Raw genomic sequence first — 22,463 nt, 5'->3', positions numbered from 1 at the left:
CGGTCGGATAACGACCGAGTCACGGGCCGGTCCTCCCTTGGGAACAGGGGTCGGACCGGCCCGTCGCATGTCGGCCACGAGTGATAGAAAGGGTCGTTCTCCCGACCGACTTACCGCCTGACGCCGAAGGTATGCGCTGATGACCGAGCCGCCCCAGCCGCCGAACCAGCCGCCGTCACCTTCCGGTTACGGCCACCTGCCGGGACCCCCGCAGCAGGGGTACGGATTCCCGCCCCAGGGGCCCAATCCGTACGCCCAGCAGCCGCCGACCGTCCCGCAGCCGCCCGTGCCGAACGGCGGCTACGGATTCCCGCCGCCCCCGCAGGGCATGCCGCCGGTCCCGCCGCGGCCCGGCCGCAACAAGGCCCTGGTCCTGATCGCCGCCGCCGTCGCCGGGGTGCTCGTACTCGGCGCGGGCGGCTGGTTCCTCCTCGCGGGGGACGGCGACGACAAGGCCGCCAAGGAGCCCGTCGCGCAGAGCTCCGCGCCCACCGACGACAAGCCCTCCCCCTCGGCCTCCGTGGACAAGGGCGACGGCAACGGCGCCGGCGGCGCGTACCCGACCGACCTCAACTCCGGCCGCAAGACCGGCGAGGACAAGGCCCTCTGGCTCAAGACCGTCAAGATGGAGGGACCCGGCGCCGGGATCCCGGCCAAGGGCCAGTGGGTGGTCGGCGACGCCGTCGTCAAGACCGTCGACAAGTCCGTCGTGGCCTACGCGGTGACCGACGGCAAGGAGAAGTGGAAGCTCGACCTCCGTACGGAGATCTGCGGCATCACGGGTCAGACCACCCCCGACGGCCGGACCGTCATGGTGGTCAAGAACGACGACGACTCCAACTGCAACCAGATGAAGCTCGTCGACCTCAAGGGCGGCAAGGAGCTCTGGACCAAGGAAATCGTCATGGAGGGTCTTTTCAAGACCGCCTCCGAGACCACGGTCACCTTCACCGGGGACACCGTCGCCCTCGGCTGGATGGGCGGCCAGAGCGTCCACCGCCTGAGCACCGGCGACAAGCTCTTCTCCGACGCCGGCCCCGAGGGCTGCAAGCCCACGGACTACGCCGCGGGCAACGGCAGGCTGATCGCCGTCGCCATGTGCCTGGACGCCGACAAGACCGTCGAGATCCAGGACGCCGACCCGAACACCGGCAAGAAGACCTGGGCCTACAAGCTTCCCAAGGGCTTCCAGGTCAAGGCCGTCTACTCCGTCAGCCCGACCGTCATCGACGCCCAGAACCGCGAGACCAAGCAGCGCGGGATCATCGTCCTCGACGACAAGGGACAGAAGCGCAACTCGCTCTCCGGCGACGGCAACTTCGTGATCAACTGCGGCGGCGGCAGCAGTAGCGAGGGCCTCCAGAACTGCGGGAACTCCGTCGTGGACGGTGACACCATCTACCTGGGCACCGGGGCGGAACTGGACACCGCGAGCGCGGAGATCGTCGCCTTCGACCTCAATACCGGCAAGGTCAAGTGGCGCACCAAGGCCGGCGACAAGCAGACCTTCGTCCCGCTCAAGGCCGCGGGCGGCCGGCTGACCGCCTACCGCACGGGCGCCGGCCTCGACGAGCCCGGCGAGATCGTGTCCCTGCCGGCCGCCGACGGCAAGCCCACGGTGCTCCTGAAGATGCCCTCGGGCCCCGCCGCGAAGATCGAGGGCTCCTTCATGTTCTCCCGCACCGCCTACGAGGACGGACGCTTCTTCCTCTCCGTCACCAACCTGCAGGGCGACGGCAAGGACGAGAAGCTCCTGATGGCCTTCGGCAAGTGAACGAGTCCACCGAGCCGCCCACCGAGAGGCAGTAGCACGTCATGAGTACCCCGCCGCCCCCGCAGCAGCCCCCGTCGGGAGGCTTCGGCGCGCCCCAGCCGGTCCCGCCGCCCCCGCCGATGCCCCCCACCGCCCCGCAGCCGCCGGCCCAACAGCCCGGCTACGGCTACCCCCAACAGCAGCCCGGCTACGGCTACCCGCAGCAGCAGCCCGGCTTCGGGCACCCGCAGCAGCCGGCCACCCTCCGGACCCCGGCGCGGCCCGCCGCGGGCGGCGGCAACGTCGTCCGCACCCAGCTGATGATCGTCGGCTCCGCGCTGGTGGCGATGGCCCTCATCATCGGCGGCGGCTTCTGGTACGTCTCCGGCGACGACGAGGGCGGCGGCGGCACCACCACCGCCGAGGGCGGCACCCCCAGCGGCTCGACCGACCCCAAGGCCCCCGCGGCCCCCGGCGGCACCGAGAAGGTCCCGACCAACACCAAGTCGAAGACGCTGGTCAACGTCCCGAGCCCGCAGCCCGCCGACGTCATCTCCGTCGACGGTTCCTGGCTGACCGACTCCACCTACGTCAAGTCCGACGTCGCGAAGGTCGTCGGCTACAACCTGGTCGACGGCGGCAAGAAGTGGGAGCTCCCGCTCCCCGCCCACATCTGCGGCGCGACCAAGCACATCAGCGACAACAAGTCGGCGATCCTCTTCCAGGAGGCCCTGCCGACCGAGGACAAGAAGTACCCGCAGTGCAACCAGGTCGGAGTCATCGACCTGAACGCCGGCAAGCTGCTGTGGTCCGGCTCCGCCAAGTCCGCCACCGGCGGCGACAAGCCCGTCGCCTTCAACGAGGTCACCATCAGCGGCCAGACCGTCGCCGCCGGCGGCCTCAGCGGTGGCGCCGCCTGGAACCTCGCCGACGGCAAGTCCCTCTGGACGCCCAAGGTCGACGCCGAAAGCTGCTACGACCTCGGCTACGCGGGCGGCGAGGCCCTCGCCGTGCTGCGCAAGTGCGGCCGGATCCCCAACCAGAGCCTGATCGCCCAGGTCCTCGACCCGGTCACCGGCGCGCCGAAGTCCGCGTACAAGCTGTCCCCGGGCATCGAGTGGGCGGGCATCATCTCCACGAAGCCGCTCATCGTCGCCGCGGACGTCGGCGACACCGCCAAGAACGCCACCGGCGTCAGCGACCTCTTCGTCGTCGACGACGCCGGCCAGCTCAAGAGCCGCATCTCGCTCGCCGCCGGCACCTGGGCACCCGAGTGCCCCGCCACCGAGGTCGAGCAGTGCTCGAAGATGGTCGTCGGCAACGGCAAGGTCTACCTGCCGACCTACGAGCACCAGGGCTCGGGATCCTCCGTGGGCCGCACCAACGAGCTCGTCTCCTTCGACCTGGAGACCGGCAAGGCCACCAGCGACCGGGCCGACGCGGGCGAGAGCTACACCATCACCCCGCTGCGCATGGACGGCTCGAACGTCATCGCCTACAAGTCGCCCCCGTACAACAAGGGCGGCCAGATCGTCAGCATCGACAGCAAGACCATGAAGGAAACCGTCCTCATGGAGAACCCGCCGGAGAAGACGGGCCAGCGCGCCGAAGCCCAGTTCTCGGCGGACCACTCCGAGTTCCGCTACCACAACGGCAAGTTCTTCATCTCCCGCACCACGGTCCGCAAGCCGTACTCGGAGAAGAGCGACCCGGAGTACCTCTTCGTCTCCTTCACCGCGAGCTGACCTGCGAAGGCCCGCCGCACCGCACGCCCCGAAGCCCCCGGAAGGTCCGCCCTTCCGGGGGCTTTCGCGCTGTATCGGGCACGCCCCGTCGAACAAGCGTGTAGCTTGCCGGGTCAGAAGGATCTGGGGTGGGAGCCTTGATGGGCGTACGGGTCGTGGTGGTCGACGAACACCGGCTACTGGCCGAGGCGCTCGCCTCGGCCCTCAAACTGCGCGGGCACCGGGTGCTCGCGGCCGCCGCACCGACGGCCGGCGCCGCCGAGCTCGTCATCGGCCGCGCCCCGGAGGTCTGCCTGTTCGGCACCGCCACCCCCGCGGCCCCCGGGATCTTCGAACCCGTCGCCCGGATCAAGGGCGAGCGCCCGCAGATCGCCGTGGTCGTGCTGGGCCCGGTGCCCAGCCCGCGCGGCATCGCCGCCGCCTTCGCCGCCGGTGCCTCGGGCTACGTACGCCACGACGAGCGCATCGAGGGAGTGGAACGGGCCCTGGCCAAGGCCCGGGTCGGGGAGGTGGCGATCGCCCCGCAGCTGTTGCAGGGGGCCTTCGCCGAGCTGCTCAACCCCGCCGCCCAGCCCGACGACGAGGGCAGCCGCCTGCTGCGCCTGCTGACCCCGCGCGAGGTGGAGGTGCTGGTCCGGGTCGCCGAGGGCGAGGACACCGGGCTCATCGCCGCGGGCATGGCCATCGCGCCGAGCACGGCCCGCACCCACGTCCAGCGGGTGCTGATGAAACTCGGCGTGGGATCGCGGCTGGAGGCCGCCGCGCTGGCCGCGCGCACCGGTCTGCTCGACCGGGCCGCGGGGCCGGGACTCCTCGCGGAGTGAGCCGTCCCGTCCGGTGACGATTTCCCCGGGAGCGCGGAATCCGGTATGCCAGATACCAGCACGCGCGTTCGCGTGCGTCCGCGAGAGCTTGGAGTGCGAGTGAGTAAGTACCTGGTCACCGGTGGCGCCGGATACGTGGGTGGCGTCGTCGCGGCCCACCTCCTGGAAGCCGGCCACGAGGTAACCGTCCTCGACAACTTCTCCACCGGCTTCGGTGCGGGAGTCCCGGCCGGAGCGACCCTGATCGACGGCCGGATCCAGGACGCCGCCGACCACCTGGACGCCTCCTACGACGCGGTCCTGCACTTCGCGGCCTCCTCGCAGGTCGGCGAGTCCGTCGTCAACCCCGGCAAGTACTGGGACAACAACGTCGGCGGCACCCGCGCCCTGCTCGACGCGATGCGCGGGGCCGGCGTCCGCAAGCTCATCTTCTCCTCGACCGCCGCGACCTACGGCGAGCCCGCCGACGGTCCGCTCACCGAGGACTCGGTGACCGCGCCGACCAACCCGTACGGCGCCTCGAAGCTGGCCGTCGACCACATGATCGCGGGGGAGTGCACGGCGCACGGCCTCGCGGCGGTCTCGCTGCGCTACTTCAACGTGGCCGGCGCCTACCGGGAGTTCGGCGAGCGGCACGACCCCGAGACCCACCTGATCCCGCTGGTCCTCCAGGTCGCCCTGGGGGAGCGCGAGTCCATCTCGATCTTCGGCGAGGACTACCCGACCCCCGACGGCACCTGCGTGCGCGACTACATCCACGTCGCCGACCTCGCGGACGCCCACCTCGCGGCGCTGGAGACGGCGGCCGAGGGCGAGCACCTGATCTGCAACCTGGGCAACGGCAACGGCTTCTCGGTCCGCGAGGTCATCGAGACCGTCCGCAAGGTCACCGGCCGGGAGATCCCCGAGACCGTCGCCGCCCGCCGCGCCGGCGACCCGGCGGTGCTCGTCGCCTCCGCGGAAGCGGCGCGCGTGCGCCTCGGCTGGACCCCGACCCGCTCGGACCTGACGAACATCGTGACGGACGCCTGGAACTTCGCCCGCGAACAGCGCGCCTGACGCGAACGTCCGGCGTCTGACGCCCGACGGTCCGCCGGAGTCGGCGCGGCTCCGCACCACGCCCACCCCACGCCCCTCGCACCCCGACCGGTGCGGGGGGCGTGCGCGTGCGCGGTGAGCGCGGTGGACGGGCGCTCTGCGCGGGCGCCCGGCGCGCGTACGCCGGGTGAAAGCCCCCTCGTGCAACTGCCGATGGCACACTCCGGTCGGGAAATCAGCTTCCGGGCCGCCCGGACCGTCGAAATCAAGCCACGACACCACGCCTGCGGGACCGCCCCACCGGAAAATCGCTCGAAAAACTTCTGCTATTCGGCCAACCGCGAGACGGCCCCGGGCCTACGCTGAAGCGTGACGCCGGTGGGGGCCGGTGTTGATTCAGGGGTCGAGACACGCCGGGTACGGCGTCCGGTCCGGGGTAGTGCACAGAAGTCACGGCGGCGGCTGCGACGGCCTGTGGACCTCCTGGTCCGGGCGTCGTACCCGCAGTCGTCCGTTCCCCGACCCTTGGGGGTTTTGTGGTTCGCATCCGGGTTCTGGTGGTCGACGACCACCGCATCTTCGCCGAGTCCCTCGCGGCCGCGCTCGCGGCCGAGCCGGACGTGGACGTGTCCGCGGCCGGCAGCGGTCCCGCGGCCGCGCGCTGCCTCGAACGCGCGGCGGCGGAGGGCCGCCGCTTCGACGTCCTGCTCGTCGACGCCGACCTCGGCGCCGCCGCCGGGACCGTACCCGCCCCGCGGGAACCGGGCTCCGGGCCACCGCCCGGCCCGGACGGGATCGCGCTGGTCGCCGGGGTGCGCGTCGCCCATCCCGGGGTGCACACCGTGGTCCTCGCCGAACGGGACGACCCCCGCCGGGCCGCCCTGGCCCTGCAGGCGGGCGCCTCCGGGTGGGTGGCGAAGGACTGCTCCCTGTCCCGGCTGCTCGCCGTCATCCGGGGGGTGCTGCGCGAGGAGACCCACCTGCCGCCCGCGCTGCTCACCGGGGTGCTGCGGGAACTCACCGCCGCCCGCAAGCACCGTACGGACAGCGAACGGCTCGTCGAGTCCCTCACCCCGAGGGAGCACGAGGTGCTGCGCTGCATGGTGGCGGGGCTGGGCCGCAAGGACGTGGCGGCCAGGCTGTTCCTGTCCCCGCACACCGTCCGCACCCACATGCAGAACGTGCTGGGCAAGCTGGGCGTGCACTCCACCCTGGCGGCCGTGGCCCTGGCCCGGCGGGCGGGCGTACGGCCCGCCGAACTGGCGGGTCTACCCGGGGATGTTGTCGAACGGAGCGGTCAACTGGCGTAGCAGCCCGGCGAGGTCGCCGCGCTGCCCCGTCGAGAGCTGGGCCAGGATCGCCCGTTCCTGGGCCAGCAGACCCGCGAGGGACTGGTCGGCGCGGTCGCGGCCCTCCGGCGTCAGCCGGACCAGGACGCCCCGACGGTCGTTGGGGTCGGGCAGCCGCTCGACGAGGCCCTTCTTGGCGAGCCGGTCGATGCGGTTGGTCATGGTGCCCGAGGTGACGAGCGTCTGGGTCAGGAGTTGCCCGGGGGACAGCTGGTAGGGCGCGCCGGCGCGCCGCAGCGAGGTCAGGACGTCGAACTCCCACGGTTCGAGCCCGTGCTCGGCGAAGGCCAGCCTGCGGGCGCGGTCGAGGTGGCGCGCGAGCCGGCTGACCCGGCTGAGCACCTCAAGTGGTTCCACGTCGAGGTCAGGGCGCTCTCGCCGCCATGCCGCGACCAGTCGGTCGACCTCGTCCTCCATGCCGATCAGTGTAAGGGGTCTGTCGATATGAAGTCTCTTGAAACCAAGAATCTTGACATCGAGATATATTTTGGCCGACCATGGGGCATGGAGGTGGCCGGAACGGATTCCGCTTCCAATCGCCCCACCCATGGGAAGGCTCGAACATGCATTCCGATATCGCGCCGGCCGTGCGCCCCCCGGCCCTGGACGGTTCCGCCCCGTCCGCACCCACCTGGGACCCCCAGCAATACCTCCGACACGCGGGACACCGAACCCGTCCCTTCCTCGACCTGCTGACCCGCATATCCGAGCTGCCCACGCCCGCCGCGCACTCCGACGAGGGCCCCGGCCCGCGCATCGCCGACCTCGGCTGCGGACCCGGCAACGTCACCGCCCTGCTTGCCGAACGCTGGCCCGACGCCCGGATCACCGGCTTCGACCTGTCGCCCGAGATGCTCGCCCGCGCCACGGCGGAGCACGCCGGACCCACCGCGGGCGGCGGCCGGCTCGACTTCCGGCACAGTGACATCGCCGACTGGATGCCCGAGGAGACGTACGACCTGATCGTTTCCAACGCCGCCCTGCAGTGGGTTCCCAGCCACCCCGGGTCCTTCGCGGCCTGGCTCCACGGGCTGCGGCCCGGCGGCACCTTCGCCTTCCAGATCCCCGGCAACTTCGGCGCCCCCAGCCACCGGCTGCTGGCCGAGCTCTGCGACACCCCGCGCTGGCACTCCCGGCTCGCCGGCCACGGCGCCCGCTACGTCCACCTCCTCGAACCCGCCGAGTACCTCGCCCGATTCACCGAGCTCGGGTGCGCCGTCGACGTGTGGGAGACCACCTACCACCAGCTGCTCCAGGGCCCCGACCCGGTGCTCGACTGGGTCAAGGGCACTGCCCTGCGGCCGGTCCTGACCGCCCTCGGCGACGACCGGGAGGCCGTCGAGAGCTTCCTCGCCGAGTACCGCGAGGCGCTGCGCGAGGCCTACCCGCCCGGCCCGCGCGGCACCGTCTTCCCCTTCCGGCGCATCTTCGCCATCGCCCGCAAGGAGGACGGCCCGTGCTGACCGCCGTCGACCACGTGCAACTCGCCGCGCCCCCCGGCTCCGAGGACGCGCTGCGCGCCTACTACTCGGACGTCCTCGGCATGCGGGAGCTGTCCAAACCGCCCCTGCTCGCCGCCCGGGGCGGTTGCTGGTTCGTCCTTGGCGCCGTCCAGCTGCACCTCGGCGTGGACGAGGACTTCCGTCCCGCCCGCACGGCGCACCCCGGGCTCAGGGTGAACGGCATCCAGGAGTACGCGCGCAGACTCCAGGAGCGCGGGGCGCGGGTCGTGTGGGACGGCGACCTGCCGGGCCACCGGCGTTTCTACTCCGAGGACCCGGTCGGCAACCGGCTGGAGTTCCTGGAGCCGCACGGCCCGGACGTCGGCGGTGCGGACGTCGGGCGTCCGGACGGGAGCGGCCCGGACGGGGGCGACCCCGGCGGGGACCGTCCGTAAGGAGCGCGACGCGACGGCGCCCCGTCACCGGATCTCCGGTGACGGGGCGCCGTCGGGCGGTCCGCCGTGCGGACCGTGGCCGCCGAGGCCGGGCGCCGGCCGCTCAGCTCTTGCGGTGTCCCACCAGTCGGGGCCTGGCCTCCAGGTTCTCCAAGCCGTGCCAGCACAGGTTCACCAGGTGCGCGGCGACCTCGGCCTTCTTCGGCTGCCGGGTCTCCAACCACCACTGGCCGGTCAGCGCCACCATCCCGACCAGCGCCTGCGCGTACAGCGGCGCCAGCTTCGGATCGAACCCGCGGGCCTTGAACTCCAGCCCCAGGATGTCCTCGACCTGCGTGGCGATGTCGCTGATCAGCGACGCGAAGGTGCCCGTCGACTGGGCCACGGGGGAGTCCCGGACCAGGATCCGGAAGCCGTCCGTATAGCTCTCGATGTAGTCGAGCAGGGCGAACGCGGCCTGTTCCAGGAGCTCCCGCGGGTGCCCCGCCGTCAGGGCGCCCGTCACCCCGTCCAACAGCTGGCGCATCTCGCGGTCGACCACCACCGCGTACAGGCCCTCCTTGCCGCCGAAGTGCTCGTACACCACCGGCTTGGACACCCCGGCCTTGGCCGCGATCTCCTCCACGGACGTGCCCTCGAAGCCCTTCTCGGCGAACAGGGCGCGGCCGATGTCCAGCAGTTGCTGACGCCTCTCGGCGCCCGTCATCCGGACCCGACGGCCTCGCCGGGGCTTGTCGCTGCTGGAACTGCTGCCGTCGATCGCCACGTCCCCCATCATGCCGGGTTCGTCATCTTTTCCTGGCGCCGGGCAGCGATCCGGTCGGCCGACGGCCACCGCACGTCCGACGCCCATCCCAGCTGCTCGAACCAGCGGATCAGCCGCGCGCTCGAATCGACCTGCCCGCGCAGCACGCCGTGCCGCGCCGACGTCGGGTCGGCGTGGTGCAGGTTGTGCCAGGACTCACCGCACGACAGCACCGCCAGCCACCACACGTTGCCGCTGCGGTCCCGGGACTTGAACGGCCGCTTGCCCACCGCGTGACAGATCGAGTTGATCGACCAGGTCACGTGGTGCAGCAGCGCCACGCGCACCAGGGAGCCCCAGAAGAACGCGGTGAACGCACCCCACCAGGACATCGTCACCAGACCGCCCACCAGCGGCGGGACGGCCAACGAGAACATCGTCCAGTACACGAAGTCGCGCGAGATCCGCCGGATCGCCGGGTCCTTGATCAGGTCCGGGGCGTACTTTTGCTGGTCGGTCTGCTCCTCGTCGAAGAGCCACCCGATGTGCGCCCACCACAGGCCCTTCATCAGGGCCGGCAGCGTCTCGCCGAACCGCCACGGCGAGTGCGGGTCGCCCTCGTGGTCCGAGTACTTGTGGTGCTTGCGGTGGTCGGCGACCCAACGCACCAGCGGACCCTCCACCGCCATCGAACCCATGATCGCCAGGGCGATCCGCAGCGGCCGCTTCGCCTTGAAGGAACCGTGCGTGAAGTACCGGTGGAAGCCGATGGTGATGCCGTGGCAGGCCAGGAAGTACATGAACACCATCAGGCCCACGTCCAGCCAGCTCACCCCCCAGCCCCAGGCCAGCGGGATCGCCGCCAGCAGCCCGATGAAGGGGACGGTGATGAACAGCAGCAGAGCGATCTGCTCGATGGACCGCTTGTTCTCGCCGCCGAGCGTGGCGGACGGCGCGGACGCGGAATCGCCACCGCGCACGGAGGACGACGTCGCGTCCTCGGTCAGATCCGGACTGGTGGTCATGGGGGTTCCCCCGGGGGGTGAGGAGTCGGCAGGCGCCGGGCGCAGACCTACGGGTCCGTAACCTACGGCGTCGTAAGTATGGCAAAAGTCCCGCATCCGGCAAGAGGAGCACGCCCGCGACCTCACCGACCCGCACGCCGCCCCGCCGCGCCCGTCCACTGGACGGTCACCCTGGCGGCGCACCGGCACGGGCCACCTATCCTGGTGTCGTCGGACAGCGCGGTCCGCACGGGCAGCCCGAGCTGCGCATCAGGACGCGGCACCGCCGCGCGCACCCGGGAGCCCCCCGCCCAGTAGCGCTCGAACACTGCAAGGAGCCGCACCTGTGAGCAGTGCTGACCAGGCCCCCGTCACCTCCGTCTCCGCCACCGCCGCGGACACGGCCAACGCAGAGCTGCGTGCGGACATCCGCCGCCTCGGTGACCTCCTCGGGGAGACCCTCGTACGCCAGGAGGGCCAACACCTCCTCGACCTCGTCGAACGCGTCCGCGCGCTGACGCGCACCGACGGCGAAGCCGCGGCCACCCTCCTCGGCGACACCGACCTGGAGACCGCCGCCAAGCTGGTGCGCGCCTTCTCCACCTACTTCCACCTCGCCAACGTCACCGAGCAGGTGCACCGCGGCAAGGAGCTGCGCGCCCACCGCGCCGCCGAGGGCGGGCTCCTCGCCCGCACCGCCGACATGCTCAAGGACGCCGACCCCGAGCACCTGCGGCAGACGGTCAAGAACCTCAACGTGCGTCCCGTCTTCACCGCGCACCCCACCGAGGCGGCCCGCCGCAGCGTCCTGAACAAGCTGCGCCGCATCGCCGCCCTCCTGGAGGAGCCGGTCTCCGGCGCCGGTGAGCGCCGCCGGCACGACCTGCGCCTCGCCGAGAACATCGACCTCGTGTGGCAGACCGACGAGCTGCGCGTGGTCCGCCCCGAGCCCGCCGACGAGGCCCGCAACGCCATCTACTACCTCGACGAGCTGCACGCCGGCGCCGTCGGCGACGTCCTGGAGGACCTCGCCGCCGAGCTCCAGCGCGTCGGCGTCGAGATCCCCCCGGGCACCCGCCCGCTGACCTTCGGCACCTGGATCGGCGGCGACCGCGACGGCAACCCCAACGTCACGCCCGACGTCACCCGCGACGTACTGATCCTCCAGCACGAGCACGGCATCACCGACGCCCTCGAACTGATCGACTTCCTGCGCGGGCTGCTGTCCAACTCGATCCGCTACACCGGCGCCGCCGAGGAACTCCTCACCTCCCTCCAGGCCGACCTGGAACGCCTCCCCGAGATCAGCCCCCGCTACAAGCGGCTGAACGCCGAGGAGCCGTACCGGCTGAAGGCGACCTGCATCCGGCAGAAGCTCGTCAACACCCGCGACCGCCTCGCCAAGGGCACCCCGCACGAAGAGGGGCGCGACTACCTCGGCACCGCCGAGCTGCTCACCGACCTCACCCTCATCCAGACCTCGCTGCGCGAGCACCGCGGCGCCCTGTTCGCCGACGGCCGCATGGACCGCACCATCCGCACGCTGGCCGCCTTCGGCCTCCAGCTGGCGACCATGGACGTGCGCGAGCACGCGGACGCCCACCACCACGCCCTCGGCCAGCTCTTCGACCGGCTCGGCGAGGAGTCCTGGCGCTACGCCGACATGCCGCGCGACTACCGGCAGAAGCTCCTCGCCAAGGAACTGCGCTCCCGGCGGCCGCTGGCCCCCACCCCGGCCCCGCTCGACGCGGCCGGCCAGAAGACCCTCGGCGTCTTCGGCGCGATCAAGGACGCCTTCGAGAAGTTCGGCCCCGAGGTCATCGAGTCCTACATCATCTCGATGTGCCAGGGCGCCGACGACGTGTTCGCCGCCGCCGTCCTCGCCCGCGAGGCCGGCCTCCTCGACCTGCACGGCGGCTGGGCCAAGATCGGCATCGTCCCGCTCCTGGAGACCACCGACGAGCTGCGCGCCGCCGACGTCATCCTCGACGAGATGCTCGCCGACCCCTCCTACCGACGCCTCGTCTCGCTGCGCGGCGACGTCCAGGAGGTCATGCTCGGCTACTCCGACTCCTCCAAGTTCGGCGGCATCACCACCTCCCAGTGGGAGATCCACCGCGCCCAGCGCCGGCTCCGCGACGTCGCCCACCGCTACGGGGTGCGCCTGCGCCTCTTCCACGGCCGCGGCGGCACCGTCGGCCGCGGTGGCGGCCCCTCGCACGACGCGATCCTCGCCCAGCCCTGGGGCACCCTGGAGGGCGAGATCAAGGTCACCGAGCAGGGCGAGGTCATCTCCGACAAGTACCTCGTCCCCTCGCTGGCCCGCGAGAACCTGGAACTGACCGTCGCGGCCACCCTGCAGGCCTCCGCCCTGCACACCGCGCCCCGCCAGTCCGACGAGGCCCTCGCCCGCTGGGACGCGGCCATGGACATCGTGTCCGACGCCGCACACGGCGCCTACCGCGCGCTGGTCGAGGACCCGGACCTGCCGTCGTACTTCTTCGCGGCGACCCCCGTCGACCAGCTCGCCGACCTGCACCTGGGCTCCCGTCCCTCGCGCCGTCCCGACTCCGGCGCCGGCCTCGACGGGCTGCGCGCCATCCCGTGGGTCTTCGGCTGGACCCAGTCCCGCCAGATCGTCCCCGGCTGGTACGGCGTCGGCTCCGGCCTCAAGGCCCTGCGCGAGGCCGGCCAGGACGCGGCCCTCGGCGAGATGGGGGAGCGCTGGCACTTCTTCCGCAACTTCCTCTCCAACGTCGAGATGACGCTGGCCAAGACGGACCTGCGCATCGCCCGGCACTACGTCGACACGCTCGTCCCCGAGAACCTCAAGCACGTGTTCGCCCGCATCGAGGCCGAGCACGAGCTGACCGTCCGCGAGGTGCTGCGCATCACCGGCGGCGAGCGGCTCCTGGACTCCAACCCGGTCCTCCAGCAGACGTTCGCCGTCCGCGACGCCTACCTGGACCCGATCTCCTACCTCCAGGTCTCCCTGCTGGCCCGCCAGCGCGCGGCCGTCGCCCGCGGCGAGGAGGCGGACCCGCTGCTGGCCCGCGCCCTGCTGCTCACCGTCAACGGCGTCGCCGCCGGCCTGCGCAACACCGGCTGACCCGTACCCGCACGCGCGAAGGCCCCCGCCGCCGGATTCCTCCGTCGGCGGGGGCCTTCGCGTACGCCCTACGAGTTGTACGTCGACCGGGCCCGCTCCAGGCCCTCCTGGATCAGCGACTCCACGGCGTCCGCGGACCGGTCCACGAACCAGTCCAGCTCCTTGCGCTCCGTCGAGGAGAAGTCCTTCAGCACGAAGTCGGCGACCTGCATCCGACCCGGCGGCCGGCCGATGCCGCAACGGACCCGGTGGTAGTCCGGACCCATCGCCTTCGTCATCGACTTCAGGCCGTTGTGCCCGTTGTCCCCGCCGCCCAGTTTCAGGCGCAGCGTCGGGTAGTCGATGTCCAACTCGTCGTGGACGGCGACGACCCGCTCCAGCGGGACCTTGTAGAAATCGCGCAGGGCCGTCACCGGGCCGCCCGACAGGTTCATGAACGACATCGGCTTGGCCAGCACCACCCGGCGGTTCGCCGGTCCCGGCGGGCCGATGCGGCCCTCGACCACCTGGGCCCGCGCCTTGTGCGCCTTGAACCTGCCGCCGATCCGCTCGGCCAGCAGGTCGGCCACCATGAACCCGATGTTGTGGCGGTTGCCCGCGTACTCAGGCCCGGGATTGCCCAGGCCGACGACCAGCCAGGGCGCCGCGTCGTCCGACATCAAAAGCTCCTTCGCGTTGAGCCCGTACACGAGAACGACCGCCGTCCCGCTCCAGTGGAGCCGGACGGCGGTCGGTCAGCAACTGCTGAGGGGGTGGGGCGAGGCTCAGGCCTCGGTGCCCTCGGCGTCGGCGGCCGGCTCCTCGGCCTGCGGGGCCACGACCTGGAGGACGGCGATGTCGCCGTCGACGGCCAGGGTGGTGCCCTTCGGGAGGACCAGGTCCTTGGCGTGGATGGTGTCGCCGGCCTGGAGACCCGCGATGGAGACGGTGACCTCGGTCGGGATGTGCGTGGCCTCGGCCTCGACGGAGATGGTGTTCTGGAGGGTCTCCAGCATGTTGCCGCCGGCGGCCAGCTCGCCTTCGGTGACGATCGCGACGTCGACGGTGACCTTCTCGCCCTTCTTGACGATCAGGAAGTCGACGTGGGAGATCGAGCGCTTCAGCGGGTGCTTCTGCACGGCCTTGGGGATGACCAGCTCGGTGCCGGCGTCGCCCAGGTCCAGGGAGAGCAGGACGTTCGGGGTGCGCAGCGCCAGCTGGAGGGCGTGGGCGTCGACGTTGACGTGCTTCGGCTCGGTGCCGTGACCGTAGATGACACCGGGGGTCAGGGCGTCGCGACGGGCCTGGCGGGCGGAGCCCTTGCCGAAGGAGTCACGGATCTTGGCGGAAAGCTTGACCTCGGACATGCTCACTCCTCGTGGGGTGACGGAAATGGACGACAGTCACCCGGCCGGAACGGCCTGCTACGAAGAGCGCGTCGATAACGGAGTGTCCGGACCCGAACCGGGTACGGCCTCCCTCGCCGAGCAACTCGTGGAGTGTACCCGGGCGGGGGAGGCCGCACCAAAAGGATCTAGCGGGAACGGTTACTGCTGTTCCTCGAACAGGCTCGTCACCGAACCGTCCTCGAAGACCTCGCGCACCGCGCGGGCGACCATCGGGGCGATCGACAGCACGGTGATCTTGTCGAGCTCCAGGTCGGACGGGTCCGGCAGGGTGTTCGTGAACACGAACTCGCTGACCTTGGAGTTCTTCAGGCGGTCGGCGGCCGGGCCCGACAGGATGCCGTGCGTGGCCGTCACGATGACGTCCTCGGCGCCGTGCGCGAACAGCGCGTCGGCGGCGGCGCAGATGGTGCCACCGGTGTCGATCATGTCGTCGACCAGGACGCAGACGCGGCCGCGGACCTCACCGACGACCTCGTGGACGGTCACCTGGTTGGCGACGTCCTTGTCGCGGCGCTTGTGCACGATGGCCAGCGGCGCGTCCAGACGGTCGCACCAGCGGTCGGCGACGCGCACGCGGCCGGCGTCCGGGGAGACGATCGTCAGCTTGGTGCGGTCCACCTTGGCGCCCACGTAGTCCGCGAGGACCGACAGGGCCGACAGGTGGTCGACCGGGCCGTCGAAGAAGCCCTGGATCTGGTCGGTGTGCAGGTCGACCGTGAGGATGCGGTCCGCACCCGCGGTCTTCAGCAGGTCCGCGACCAGACGGGCCGAGATCGGCTCGCGGCCCTTGTGCTTCTTGTCCTGACGGGCGTAGCCGTAGGACGGGACGATCACGGTGATGGAGCGTGCCGACGCGCGCTTCAGCGCGTCGATCATGATCAGCTGCTCCATGATCCACTTGTTGATCGGAGCCGTGTGGCTCTGGATCAGGAAGCAGTCCGCGCCGCGGGCCGACTCCTGGAAGCGGACGTAGATCTCACCGTTCGCGAAGTCGAAAGCCTTGGTCGGCACGAGGCCGACTCCCAGCTGGTGTGCGACCTCCTCGGCCAGCTCGGGGTGGGCGCGGCCGGAGAAGAGCATCAGCTTCTTCTCGCCGGTCGTCTTGATCCCGGTCACAGCACAGTCTCCTCAGACGTCTGAAAGCTGCTCGCTCCCGCGTGCGTCCGTCCCGCACACGGTCAGCCAGCCGAATTGCGTGCACCTATCACGGTACGCCGTCACGGGCGCACCTGTTTCCGGCCAGTTCACCTCACGGGCGGCCGGAGTCCTTGTCCGCCGTCGACTGCGCGGCCGTCGCCGCCGCGCTGCCGGGACGCTTGCGGGCCACCCAACCCTCGATATTCCGCTGCTGGCCGCGGGCCACGGCCAGGGCGCCGGGCGGCACGTCCTTGGTGATCACCGAGCCGGCCGCCGTGTAGGCACCGTCCCCGATGGTGATGGGAGCCACAAACATGTTGTCGGATCCCGTCTTGCAGTGTGAGCCGACGGTCGTGTGGTGCTTGTGTTCGCCGTCGTAGTTCACGAACACGCTGGCCGCGCCGATGTTCGTGTAGTCGCCGATCGTCGCGTCGCCCACGTACGACAGGTGCGGCACCTTGGTGCCCTCGCCGATCGTCGCGTTCTTCATCTCGACGTACGTACCGGCCTTGGCCTTGAGACCGAGGTTCGTGCCCGGCCGCAGGTACGCGAACGGGCCGACGGTCGCCGACTCCCCGATGACGGCCGTGTCCGCCACCGTGTTGTCCACGCGTGCGTGCGGCCCCACCCGGGTGTCCTTCAGGCGGGTGTTCGGGCCGACCTCGGCCCCCTCGGCGACGTGCGTGTTCCCGAGCAGCTGGGTGCCCGGGTGGATCAGGGCGTCCTGCCCGAAGGTGACCGTCACGTCCACGAAGGTGCTCGCCGGGTCCACGACCGTCACGCCCGCGAGCATCGCCCGCTCCAACAGGCGCGCGTTCAGCAGCGCCCGCGCCTCGGCCAGCTGGACCCGGTTGTTGATGCCGAGGATCTGCCGGTGGTCCGCGCCGACGGCCGCGCCGACGCGGTGGCCCGCCTCGCGCAGGATGCCGAGGACGTCCGTGAGGTACTCCTCGCCCTGGCTGTTGTCCGTACGGACCTTGCCGAGGGCGTCGGACAACAGGGACCCGTCGAAGGCGAACACCCCGGAGTTGATCTCGCGGATCGCGCGCTGCGCGTCCGTGGCGTCCTTGTGCTCGACGATCGCGGTCACGGCGCCGCTGGCCGCGTCGCGGACGATGCGCCCGTAGCCGGTGGAGTCCGGGACCTCGGCGGTGAGCACGGTGACGGCGTTGCCGTCCGCCTCGTGCGTGGCGACCAGGGCGCCGAGGGTCTTGCCGGTCAACAGCGGGGTATCGCCGCAGACCACGACCACGGTGCCGGCGACCGGTCCGCCGAGCTCTTCGAGCGCCATCCGGACGGCGTGCCCGGTGCCGTTCTGCTCGTACTGGACGGCGGTGCGCACGTCGGCGTCGATCGCGGCGAGGTGCGCGGTGACCTGCTCACGGGCGTGCCCCACGACGACCACGAGGTGCGTGGGGTCCAGTTCGCGGGACGCGGCGACCACGTGACCGACGAGCGAGCGCCCGCTGATCTCGTGCAGAACCTTGGGAGTGGCCGACTTCATGCGGGTGCCTTCACCCGCTGCGAGTACGACGACGGCTGCCGGGCGGGTTGCGCTCACGGGTGTGCCCTTCGGCTTCGGGTGGTGGACGCACGAAGGATACCGGTGGGCAGGGTGGCGGAAACGAAGCCGGGTCCCGACCGTGGAGGTCAGGACCCGAATGTGCGAAGCTCCCCCGCCAGGACTCGAACCCGGACATAAGGCACCAAAAGCCTCAGTGCTGCCAATTACACCACAGGGGATGGCAATCTAGTCTAAAGCGGACACTCGGCTGTGCCGTCTCAACTGGACGCCCCTACTATGCCGTACCACCAGCCCTCGATGCGACGGTAAAGTTCCGTGCCCTGTAGGACGCGTACGGACAGGCAGCCGTGGTAACCCTCGCCGGTGTTCTTCCGGTTGGTGCGCGGGTTGTGCTGTTTCAGGGACGTCTTGCCGAACTGTCTACGGTCCATGCCGACCACGTCCACCCAATACCGCTCTGCCGCCTCGACGTCGGCGGACTCGTGGATCTGGAGGAAGAACCGGAGCCGCCCCGTGTCCACCTTGAGAAGGCGAAGCCAGGCGAGGAAGGTGCGGATCATCGCCGGGTCGCTGTTGGTGAAGTTGATGTAGGGCTGCGGTCGGGCCTTGGCCCCTTCCGCCCAATACAGGGCGACGCCGACGAGGAACAGTTCCCGCTCGCTGAGCGTTCCGATCTCTTCCTGTGCCCGTCGCCGAGTCTCCGCCTGCTCTTCGGCGCGGCGCTCCGCAGCCTGCCGACGCCCTTGCTGCGCCCTCACCATGTCCGTGCCGACGGGTCGCGTGCGACGTTCCGGTTTCGGGAGGTCGCGGACCCAGAGGGAGATCGAGCTCTTCGAGCAGCCCAGTTCGAGTTGGATCTCGTCGTAGGTCAGGCCCTGGAGGCGGAGTTCGCGGGCCCGCGCGCGGAGGTCGTCCTTCGCGTTGGGGCGTTCTGTCCATTCGGGGGCCGGTTCGCCGTCCAGGAGGCGGTTGAGGAGGTCGTTGTTGTGTACGGCCAGGCGGTCGCGGATCTGACGGCGGCTGAGGCCTTCGCGGCGGAGGGCGACGGCCTGTTCGCGCAGGCCTTCGAAGGTCGCGGCCCCGGTGCGGAGGCCGCCGGTGCCGTCGCCGGGGCGACGTCGGATTTCGGTCATGTCGCCAATGTCGTCCGGAATATGGGATTCAGGTACCGAATGACGGTCAATTCCATCGTGCGTGCGATTACCGGGGGTTTATGGGAAATTCGCCGGCGGGTGTGCTGAGGCCCCTGCGTACGCTGGTCGGCATGACCGGTACGGGGGAAGAGCGGGGCGGGGTCGGGCGGGACGGGCCCTGGTGGTGGGAGCGGCGGCGGGGGGCCGTCCTGGACGTGGGGTTGGGGGTGGTGTCCGCCGTCGAGTGCGCCCTGGAAGGGGTGCCGACCGCTCGCGAGGCGGGCGTACCCGTGGTCGTCGGGGTGCTGTTCGGGCTCGTGGTGGGGTCCACGCTGGTGCTGCGCCGCCGCTGGCCCATCGCGGTGGCCCTCGTCGGCATCGCCGTGACCCCGGCGATGATGGGCTTCCTGCTGGGGGTGGTCGGGCTCTACACGCTGGCCGCCTCCGAGGTGCCCCGACGGATCGTGGGGACGCTGGGCCCGATGGCGCTCGCCGGGACGTTCGTCGTGACGTACGTGCGCACCCGGGGCGACATCGAGGCGGACGGCACGCTCGTGTTCGTGCTGTCCGCGTTCATGGCGGTGGCGCTGACCGTGCCGCCCGTGCTCCTCGGGCTGTACGTGGGGGCCCGGCGCCGGTTGATGGAGAGCCTCCACGAGCGCGCGGATTCGCTCGAGCGGGAGCTGTCGCTGTTGGCGGACCGGGCGGAGGAGCGGGCCGAATGGGCCCGTACGGAGGAACGGACCCGGATCGCGCGCGAGATGCACGACGTCGTGGCGCACCGGGTGTCGCTGATGGTGGTGCACGCGGCGGCGCTCCAGGCCGTCGCGCTGAAGGACCCGGAGAAGGCGGTGCGCAACGCCGCGCTGGTCGGGGACATGGGCCGGCAGGCCCTTACGGAGCTTCGGGAGATGCTCGGGGTGCTGCGGACCGGCGCGGCGAAGCCGGTGGCGCCGGCCCCGGTGGCGTGCCCGCCGGTGGGGGGCTTCGAGGAGGGGCCCTCCTTGGAGGAGCTGGAGGCGCTGATCGGGCAGTCCCGGGCGGCCGGGATGGTCGTCGAGCTGCTGGTGCAGGGGGAGGGGCGGGAGGACCCGTACCCGGCGGAGGTGGAGCAGACGGCGTACCGGGTGGTGCAGGAGGCGCTGACCAACTGCCACAAGCACGCGCCGGGGGCGCGGGTCGTCGTACGGCTGGCCCACCGCGACGGGGAGGTGGCCATGCAGGTGGAGAACGGTCCCTGCGCGGCCGACGTGACCCGGCCCGGGCTGCCCAGCGGGGGCAACGGGCTGGTCGGGATGCGGGAGCGGGTCGTCGGCCTCGGCGGGGTCTTCGTGTCGGGGCCGACGGACGCGGGCGGCTTCCGGGTCTCGGCGGTGCTGCCGCGCGAGCGGGCGGCGTAGGACGGCGCACGGCGGCGCGGGCCGCCGCCGTGCGACGGCGTGCGGGCGGGGGGGTCCGGGGGTGCCGGGGTCCCCGCCCGCGTGCGTTGTGGGCGGGGGCGGCGCGGCCTCAGGGTTCCGTGCTGAGGCGGGTCGGTTGCAGGCCGGTCAGGAGCAGGGTCAGGGCCTCGTCGAGGCCGCCGCCCAGGTACCAGTCGCCGGTGTGGTCGATGCCGTAGACGCGACCCTCGCGGTCGATCGCCAGGTGGGCCGAGCCGTCGTAGTCCACGCCGAGCGGGCAGAGCTGGGTGGACAGGGCGCGGCCGAGGTCGGCGAAGGTGCGGGCCAGGTGCAGGCCCGTGAGCGGGTCGAGGCGGATCGGGGTCGGGGCTATCTGGCGGCCCGGTCCGGGTGCGGACACGACGAGCCCGCCGAACTCGGCCCAGGCTTCGACGGCCGCCGGGAAGACGGTGTGGCGGTGTCCGGCCGGGGTGGTGTGGTCGCGCAGCGCGTCCGCCCAGTACTCGGCCTGCTTGATGTCCCAGCGGCCGGGCTCCCAGCCGGCGGTGCGCAGCGCGGAGTCCACGACGCCCGGGAAGCGGGTGGCCGAGGAGCGGTCGTAGGAGGCGGAGGAGGCCGCGGAGGCCGAGGCGGTGGTCATGGTGGCTACTCGGGGTGGGTGAGGTCGACGGGGCGTACGCCGAAGTGGTTGAGGAGCGCGTCGCAGGAGCGGCAGGGCGGTGCGTAGCTGCCGTGGAGCGGGTCGCCGTCCTCACGGATGCGGCGGGCGGTGATCCGAGAGTGCTTGAGGGAGCGGCGGGCCTCACCGGCGGTCAGCGGCTTGCGGGACGCGCGCCGGCTGCGGGCACCTTCCACGGCGGCGAGGTGGCGGGAGAGCAGGATCGCCTCCGGACAGCGGCCGGTGAAGCGTTCGCGCTGGCCGCTGGTGAGGGTGTCGAGGAAGTCCTGGACGAGCGGGTGCAGTACGGGTGGCTGGTCGGCCTTGCCCGCGGTGCCGGTGAGCGTCTCGCCGCGTACGGAGAGCGCGGCGGCGACGGTCGGCAGGATCCCGTCGCGGCGGAAGCGCAGGACGGGCGCGGAGGCGCCGGCTGCGCTGCTCCAGCGCAGCCGGGGATCACCGCCGGCGCCGGTGTCCGTGGGTTCCGCCCGGTCGGTGCGGGTTGCCGTGTTTCCTGGTGTCGCGGTCTGCATGGTCGCGCCTTCCCTCCCGTGGCGGCGGTGGTGGCCGCTGTCGCGCACGCCCCCGTGCTGCGGGGACAGCCTGTCAAATGTCACCTGCAGTGTGGAAGCGGGGTCGAATATTCGTATCAATTCGGATGTTCCTGCCTGGTGCGCGTGCGCACTGGGTAGGGACGGGTGTCGCTCTTGCCCGAACGCTTAGGCTGTGGCGAACCAGCCAGATCCAGCAGGGGGCTACCGCCATGACGACAGGTCGGCTCGGGCAGCAGGCCGCGCCACCCAACGCCGCTTACTCGGGGCAGGTCGTGCACTTCCCGGACCCGGTCCGGGCCGCCCGCCATCCCCACGGAGTGCGGATGGACGGGGACGGTCATCCCGATTTCTCGCGCTACGCGCGGGCCGCGGTGGAGATCGCCGAGCCGCCCGAGGGCTTCGGCGTCGACGAGCTGCGCCTGACGGACTGCGTCTCCGCGAACGCGGCGATGCGGGTGGCGGGCCACGAACTGTGGGACACCGTCGGACCCGTGGCGACCCCGCACGGCTGGACCTGGCACCACGTCGCCGGGACCCGCCGGATGGAGCTGGTCCCCGTCGAGGTCAAGGCGCTGCTGCGGCACCACGCCGGCCTCGCGACGGCCCCGGTCGACCACGACAAGCGCGGTACCCGCCCGCTCCAGGAAGTGCGCCCGGCGCACCTGGAGCTGCCCAAGACGCTGGTGTCGGTGTCCGAGCAGCAGGTGCAGGGCGTCGAGGAGGACCTCGGCTACCGGCTGCCCGAGGCGTACCGGTCCTTCCTGAAGGCGGCGGGCGGTTGCGCCCCCGTGGGCGCCGGCCTGTTCGTGGAGCTGGGCCTGCTGGTCGACCAGCCGTTCTTCACGGTGCGCGAGGAGGCGGCGGTCAACGACCTCGTCTACGTCAACAAGTGCCTGCGCGACCACCTGACGAAGGACTACCTGAGCGTGGCCTTCGTACAGGGCGGGTTGATCGCGGTGAAGGTGAAGGGCCAGGGGATCGGTTCCGTCTGGTTCTCCCCGTTCGACGACGCGCGCGACCGGGACGGCTGGTCGGTGCAGGAACGGGTGGATCAGCTGCTGCTGCCGTGCGGTGCCGATTTCGATGCCTTCCTGGAGCGCCTGGCGGGAAACCCGCCGGAGCTGGAGACGGTGGCCGGTCTGATGGTGGACGGCGGATTCGCACGTTCGGTTCCGGTGTCCGCGCCGGGCATGGGAGGTTGATC

The 22,463-nt window shown here is 71.4% G+C and carries 20 protein-coding genes and 1 tRNA gene; 10 read left to right on the top strand and 11 right to left on the bottom strand.

The window, feature by feature from the left end; all coding sequences use genetic code 11:
* Nucleotides 1-139: 139 nt before the first annotated feature.
* The 5 genes from AB0D46_RS14665 to AB0D46_RS14645 all read left to right on the top strand — a co-directional run bounded on the left by AB0D46_RS14665 (nucleotide 140) and on the right by AB0D46_RS14645 (nucleotide 6,670).
* On the top strand, nucleotides 140-1,774 hold the full coding sequence (locus AB0D46_RS14665; protein WP_362877674.1) for a PQQ-binding-like beta-propeller repeat protein: 1,635 nt from the start codon (nucleotides 140-142) through the stop codon (nucleotides 1,772-1,774).
* 41 nt (nucleotides 1,775-1,815) lie between these two features.
* Nucleotides 1,816-3,498 carry a PQQ-binding-like beta-propeller repeat protein gene (locus AB0D46_RS14660; protein ID WP_362877673.1) on the top strand — a complete coding sequence of 561 codons (1,683 nt, stop codon included), beginning with the start codon at nucleotides 1,816-1,818 and terminating at the stop codon, nucleotides 3,496-3,498.
* Nucleotides 3,499-3,638: 140 nt separating this feature from the next.
* Nucleotides 3,639-4,322 carry a LuxR C-terminal-related transcriptional regulator gene (locus tag AB0D46_RS14655; protein WP_362877729.1) on the top strand — a complete coding sequence of 228 codons (684 nt, stop codon included), beginning with the start codon at nucleotides 3,639-3,641 and terminating at the stop codon, nucleotides 4,320-4,322.
* Nucleotides 4,323-4,367: 45 nt separating this feature from the next.
* Nucleotides 4,368-5,381 carry a UDP-glucose 4-epimerase GalE gene (gene galE / locus AB0D46_RS14650; RefSeq protein WP_362877672.1) on the top strand — a complete coding sequence of 338 codons (1,014 nt, stop codon included), beginning with the start codon at nucleotides 4,368-4,370 and terminating at the stop codon, nucleotides 5,379-5,381.
* A 515-nt stretch (nucleotides 5,382-5,896) separates the two neighbouring features.
* Complete coding sequence (locus AB0D46_RS14645; RefSeq protein WP_362877671.1) at nucleotides 5,897-6,670, top strand: response regulator transcription factor; 774 nt, start codon at nucleotides 5,897-5,899, stop codon at nucleotides 6,668-6,670.
* On the opposite strand, the gene AB0D46_RS14640 is transcribed toward AB0D46_RS14645, so the two are convergent.
* Entirely contained in the window at nucleotides 6,629-7,126 is a 498-nt protein-coding gene (locus AB0D46_RS14640) for a MarR family transcriptional regulator (RefSeq protein ID WP_362877670.1), read from the bottom strand. The genes AB0D46_RS14645 and AB0D46_RS14640 overlap by 42 nt on opposite strands.
* A gap of 146 nt (nucleotides 7,127-7,272) precedes the next feature.
* On the opposite strand from AB0D46_RS14640, the gene AB0D46_RS14635 reads away from it, so the two are divergent.
* A complete protein-coding gene (locus tag AB0D46_RS14635) occupies nucleotides 7,273-8,172 on the top strand; it encodes a trans-aconitate 2-methyltransferase (RefSeq protein WP_362877669.1) in 900 nt (299 codons plus the stop codon).
* Nucleotides 8,166-8,606, top strand: coding sequence for a VOC family protein (locus AB0D46_RS14630; protein WP_362877668.1), 441 nt, complete (start codon nucleotides 8,166-8,168; stop codon nucleotides 8,604-8,606). The genes AB0D46_RS14635 and AB0D46_RS14630 overlap by 7 nt, the downstream gene beginning before the upstream one ends.
* 103 nt (nucleotides 8,607-8,709) lie before the next feature.
* On the opposite strand, the gene AB0D46_RS14625 is transcribed toward AB0D46_RS14630, so the two are convergent.
* Complete coding sequence (locus tag AB0D46_RS14625; RefSeq protein WP_362877667.1) at nucleotides 8,710-9,384, bottom strand: TetR/AcrR family transcriptional regulator; 675 nt, start codon at nucleotides 9,382-9,384, stop codon at nucleotides 8,710-8,712.
* Nucleotides 9,381-10,376: a fatty acid desaturase gene (locus AB0D46_RS14620; RefSeq protein WP_362877666.1), complete on the bottom strand. Its 996-nt coding sequence runs from the start codon at nucleotides 10,374-10,376 to the stop codon at nucleotides 9,381-9,383. Before AB0D46_RS14620 ends, AB0D46_RS14625 begins: the two co-directional genes overlap by 4 nt.
* 394 nt (nucleotides 10,377-10,770) lie before the next feature.
* Here AB0D46_RS14620 and ppc point away from each other — a divergent pair, with 394 nt between their 5' ends.
* Nucleotides 10,771-13,464: a phosphoenolpyruvate carboxylase gene (ppc, locus tag AB0D46_RS14615; protein WP_362877728.1), complete on the top strand. Its 2,694-nt coding sequence runs from the start codon at nucleotides 10,771-10,773 to the stop codon at nucleotides 13,462-13,464.
* Nucleotides 13,465-13,532: 68 nt separating this feature from the next.
* On the opposite strand, the gene pth is transcribed toward ppc, so the two are convergent.
* The 6 genes from pth to AB0D46_RS14585 form a co-directional block, all read right to left on the bottom strand.
* On the bottom strand, nucleotides 13,533-14,123 hold the full coding sequence (pth, locus tag AB0D46_RS14610; protein ID WP_362877665.1) for an aminoacyl-tRNA hydrolase: 591 nt from the start codon (nucleotides 14,121-14,123) through the stop codon (nucleotides 13,533-13,535).
* 105 nt (nucleotides 14,124-14,228) lie between these two features.
* A complete protein-coding gene (locus AB0D46_RS14605; RefSeq protein WP_362877664.1) occupies nucleotides 14,229-14,810 on the bottom strand; it encodes a 50S ribosomal protein L25/general stress protein Ctc in 582 nt (193 codons plus the stop codon).
* A 180-nt stretch (nucleotides 14,811-14,990) separates the two neighbouring features.
* Nucleotides 14,991-15,968, bottom strand: a complete 978-nt coding sequence (locus AB0D46_RS14600) for a ribose-phosphate diphosphokinase (protein WP_362877663.1) — start codon at nucleotides 15,966-15,968, stop codon at nucleotides 14,991-14,993.
* Between the two features lie 133 nt (nucleotides 15,969-16,101).
* Entirely contained in the window at nucleotides 16,102-17,550 is a 1,449-nt protein-coding gene (gene glmU, locus AB0D46_RS14595) for a bifunctional UDP-N-acetylglucosamine diphosphorylase/glucosamine-1-phosphate N-acetyltransferase GlmU (protein WP_362877662.1), read from the bottom strand.
* 110 nt (nucleotides 17,551-17,660) lie between these two features.
* Nucleotides 17,661-17,732, bottom strand: a tRNA-Gln gene (locus AB0D46_RS14590).
* A 39-nt stretch (nucleotides 17,733-17,771) separates the two neighbouring features.
* A complete protein-coding gene (locus tag AB0D46_RS14585) occupies nucleotides 17,772-18,647 on the bottom strand; it encodes a hypothetical protein (RefSeq protein WP_362877661.1) in 876 nt (291 codons plus the stop codon).
* A gap of 131 nt (nucleotides 18,648-18,778) precedes the next feature.
* Between AB0D46_RS14585 and AB0D46_RS14580 the strand changes: the two genes are divergently transcribed.
* Nucleotides 18,779-20,047 carry a histidine kinase gene (locus AB0D46_RS14580; RefSeq protein ID WP_362877660.1) on the top strand — a complete coding sequence of 423 codons (1,269 nt, stop codon included), beginning with the start codon at nucleotides 18,779-18,781 and terminating at the stop codon, nucleotides 20,045-20,047.
* A 109-nt stretch (nucleotides 20,048-20,156) separates the two neighbouring features.
* Here the strand turns inward: AB0D46_RS14580 and AB0D46_RS14575 are convergent, their stop codons facing one another.
* Both AB0D46_RS14575 and AB0D46_RS14570 read right to left on the bottom strand, forming a co-directional pair.
* Nucleotides 20,157-20,687 carry an SUKH-3 domain-containing protein gene (locus tag AB0D46_RS14575; protein ID WP_362877659.1) on the bottom strand — a complete coding sequence of 177 codons (531 nt, stop codon included), beginning with the start codon at nucleotides 20,685-20,687 and terminating at the stop codon, nucleotides 20,157-20,159.
* Between the two features lie 5 nt (nucleotides 20,688-20,692).
* Entirely contained in the window at nucleotides 20,693-21,238 is a 546-nt protein-coding gene (locus AB0D46_RS14570) for a YwqJ-related putative deaminase (protein ID WP_362877727.1), read from the bottom strand.
* A 230-nt stretch (nucleotides 21,239-21,468) separates the two neighbouring features.
* Between AB0D46_RS14570 and AB0D46_RS14565 the strand changes: the two genes are divergently transcribed.
* Nucleotides 21,469-22,461, top strand: a complete 993-nt coding sequence (locus AB0D46_RS14565) for an SMI1/KNR4 family protein (RefSeq protein ID WP_362877658.1) — start codon at nucleotides 21,469-21,471, stop codon at nucleotides 22,459-22,461.
* Nucleotides 22,462-22,463: the final 2 nt, after the last annotated feature.

Origin of the sequence: Streptomyces sp. NPDC048383, from assembly GCF_040651775.1 — a bacterium.
Classification (GTDB): Bacteria; Actinomycetota; Actinomycetes; order Streptomycetales; family Streptomycetaceae; genus Streptomyces.
The sequence above is the reverse complement of the archived record's forward strand: the minus strand, read 5'-3'. Positions and strand labels throughout refer to the sequence as shown.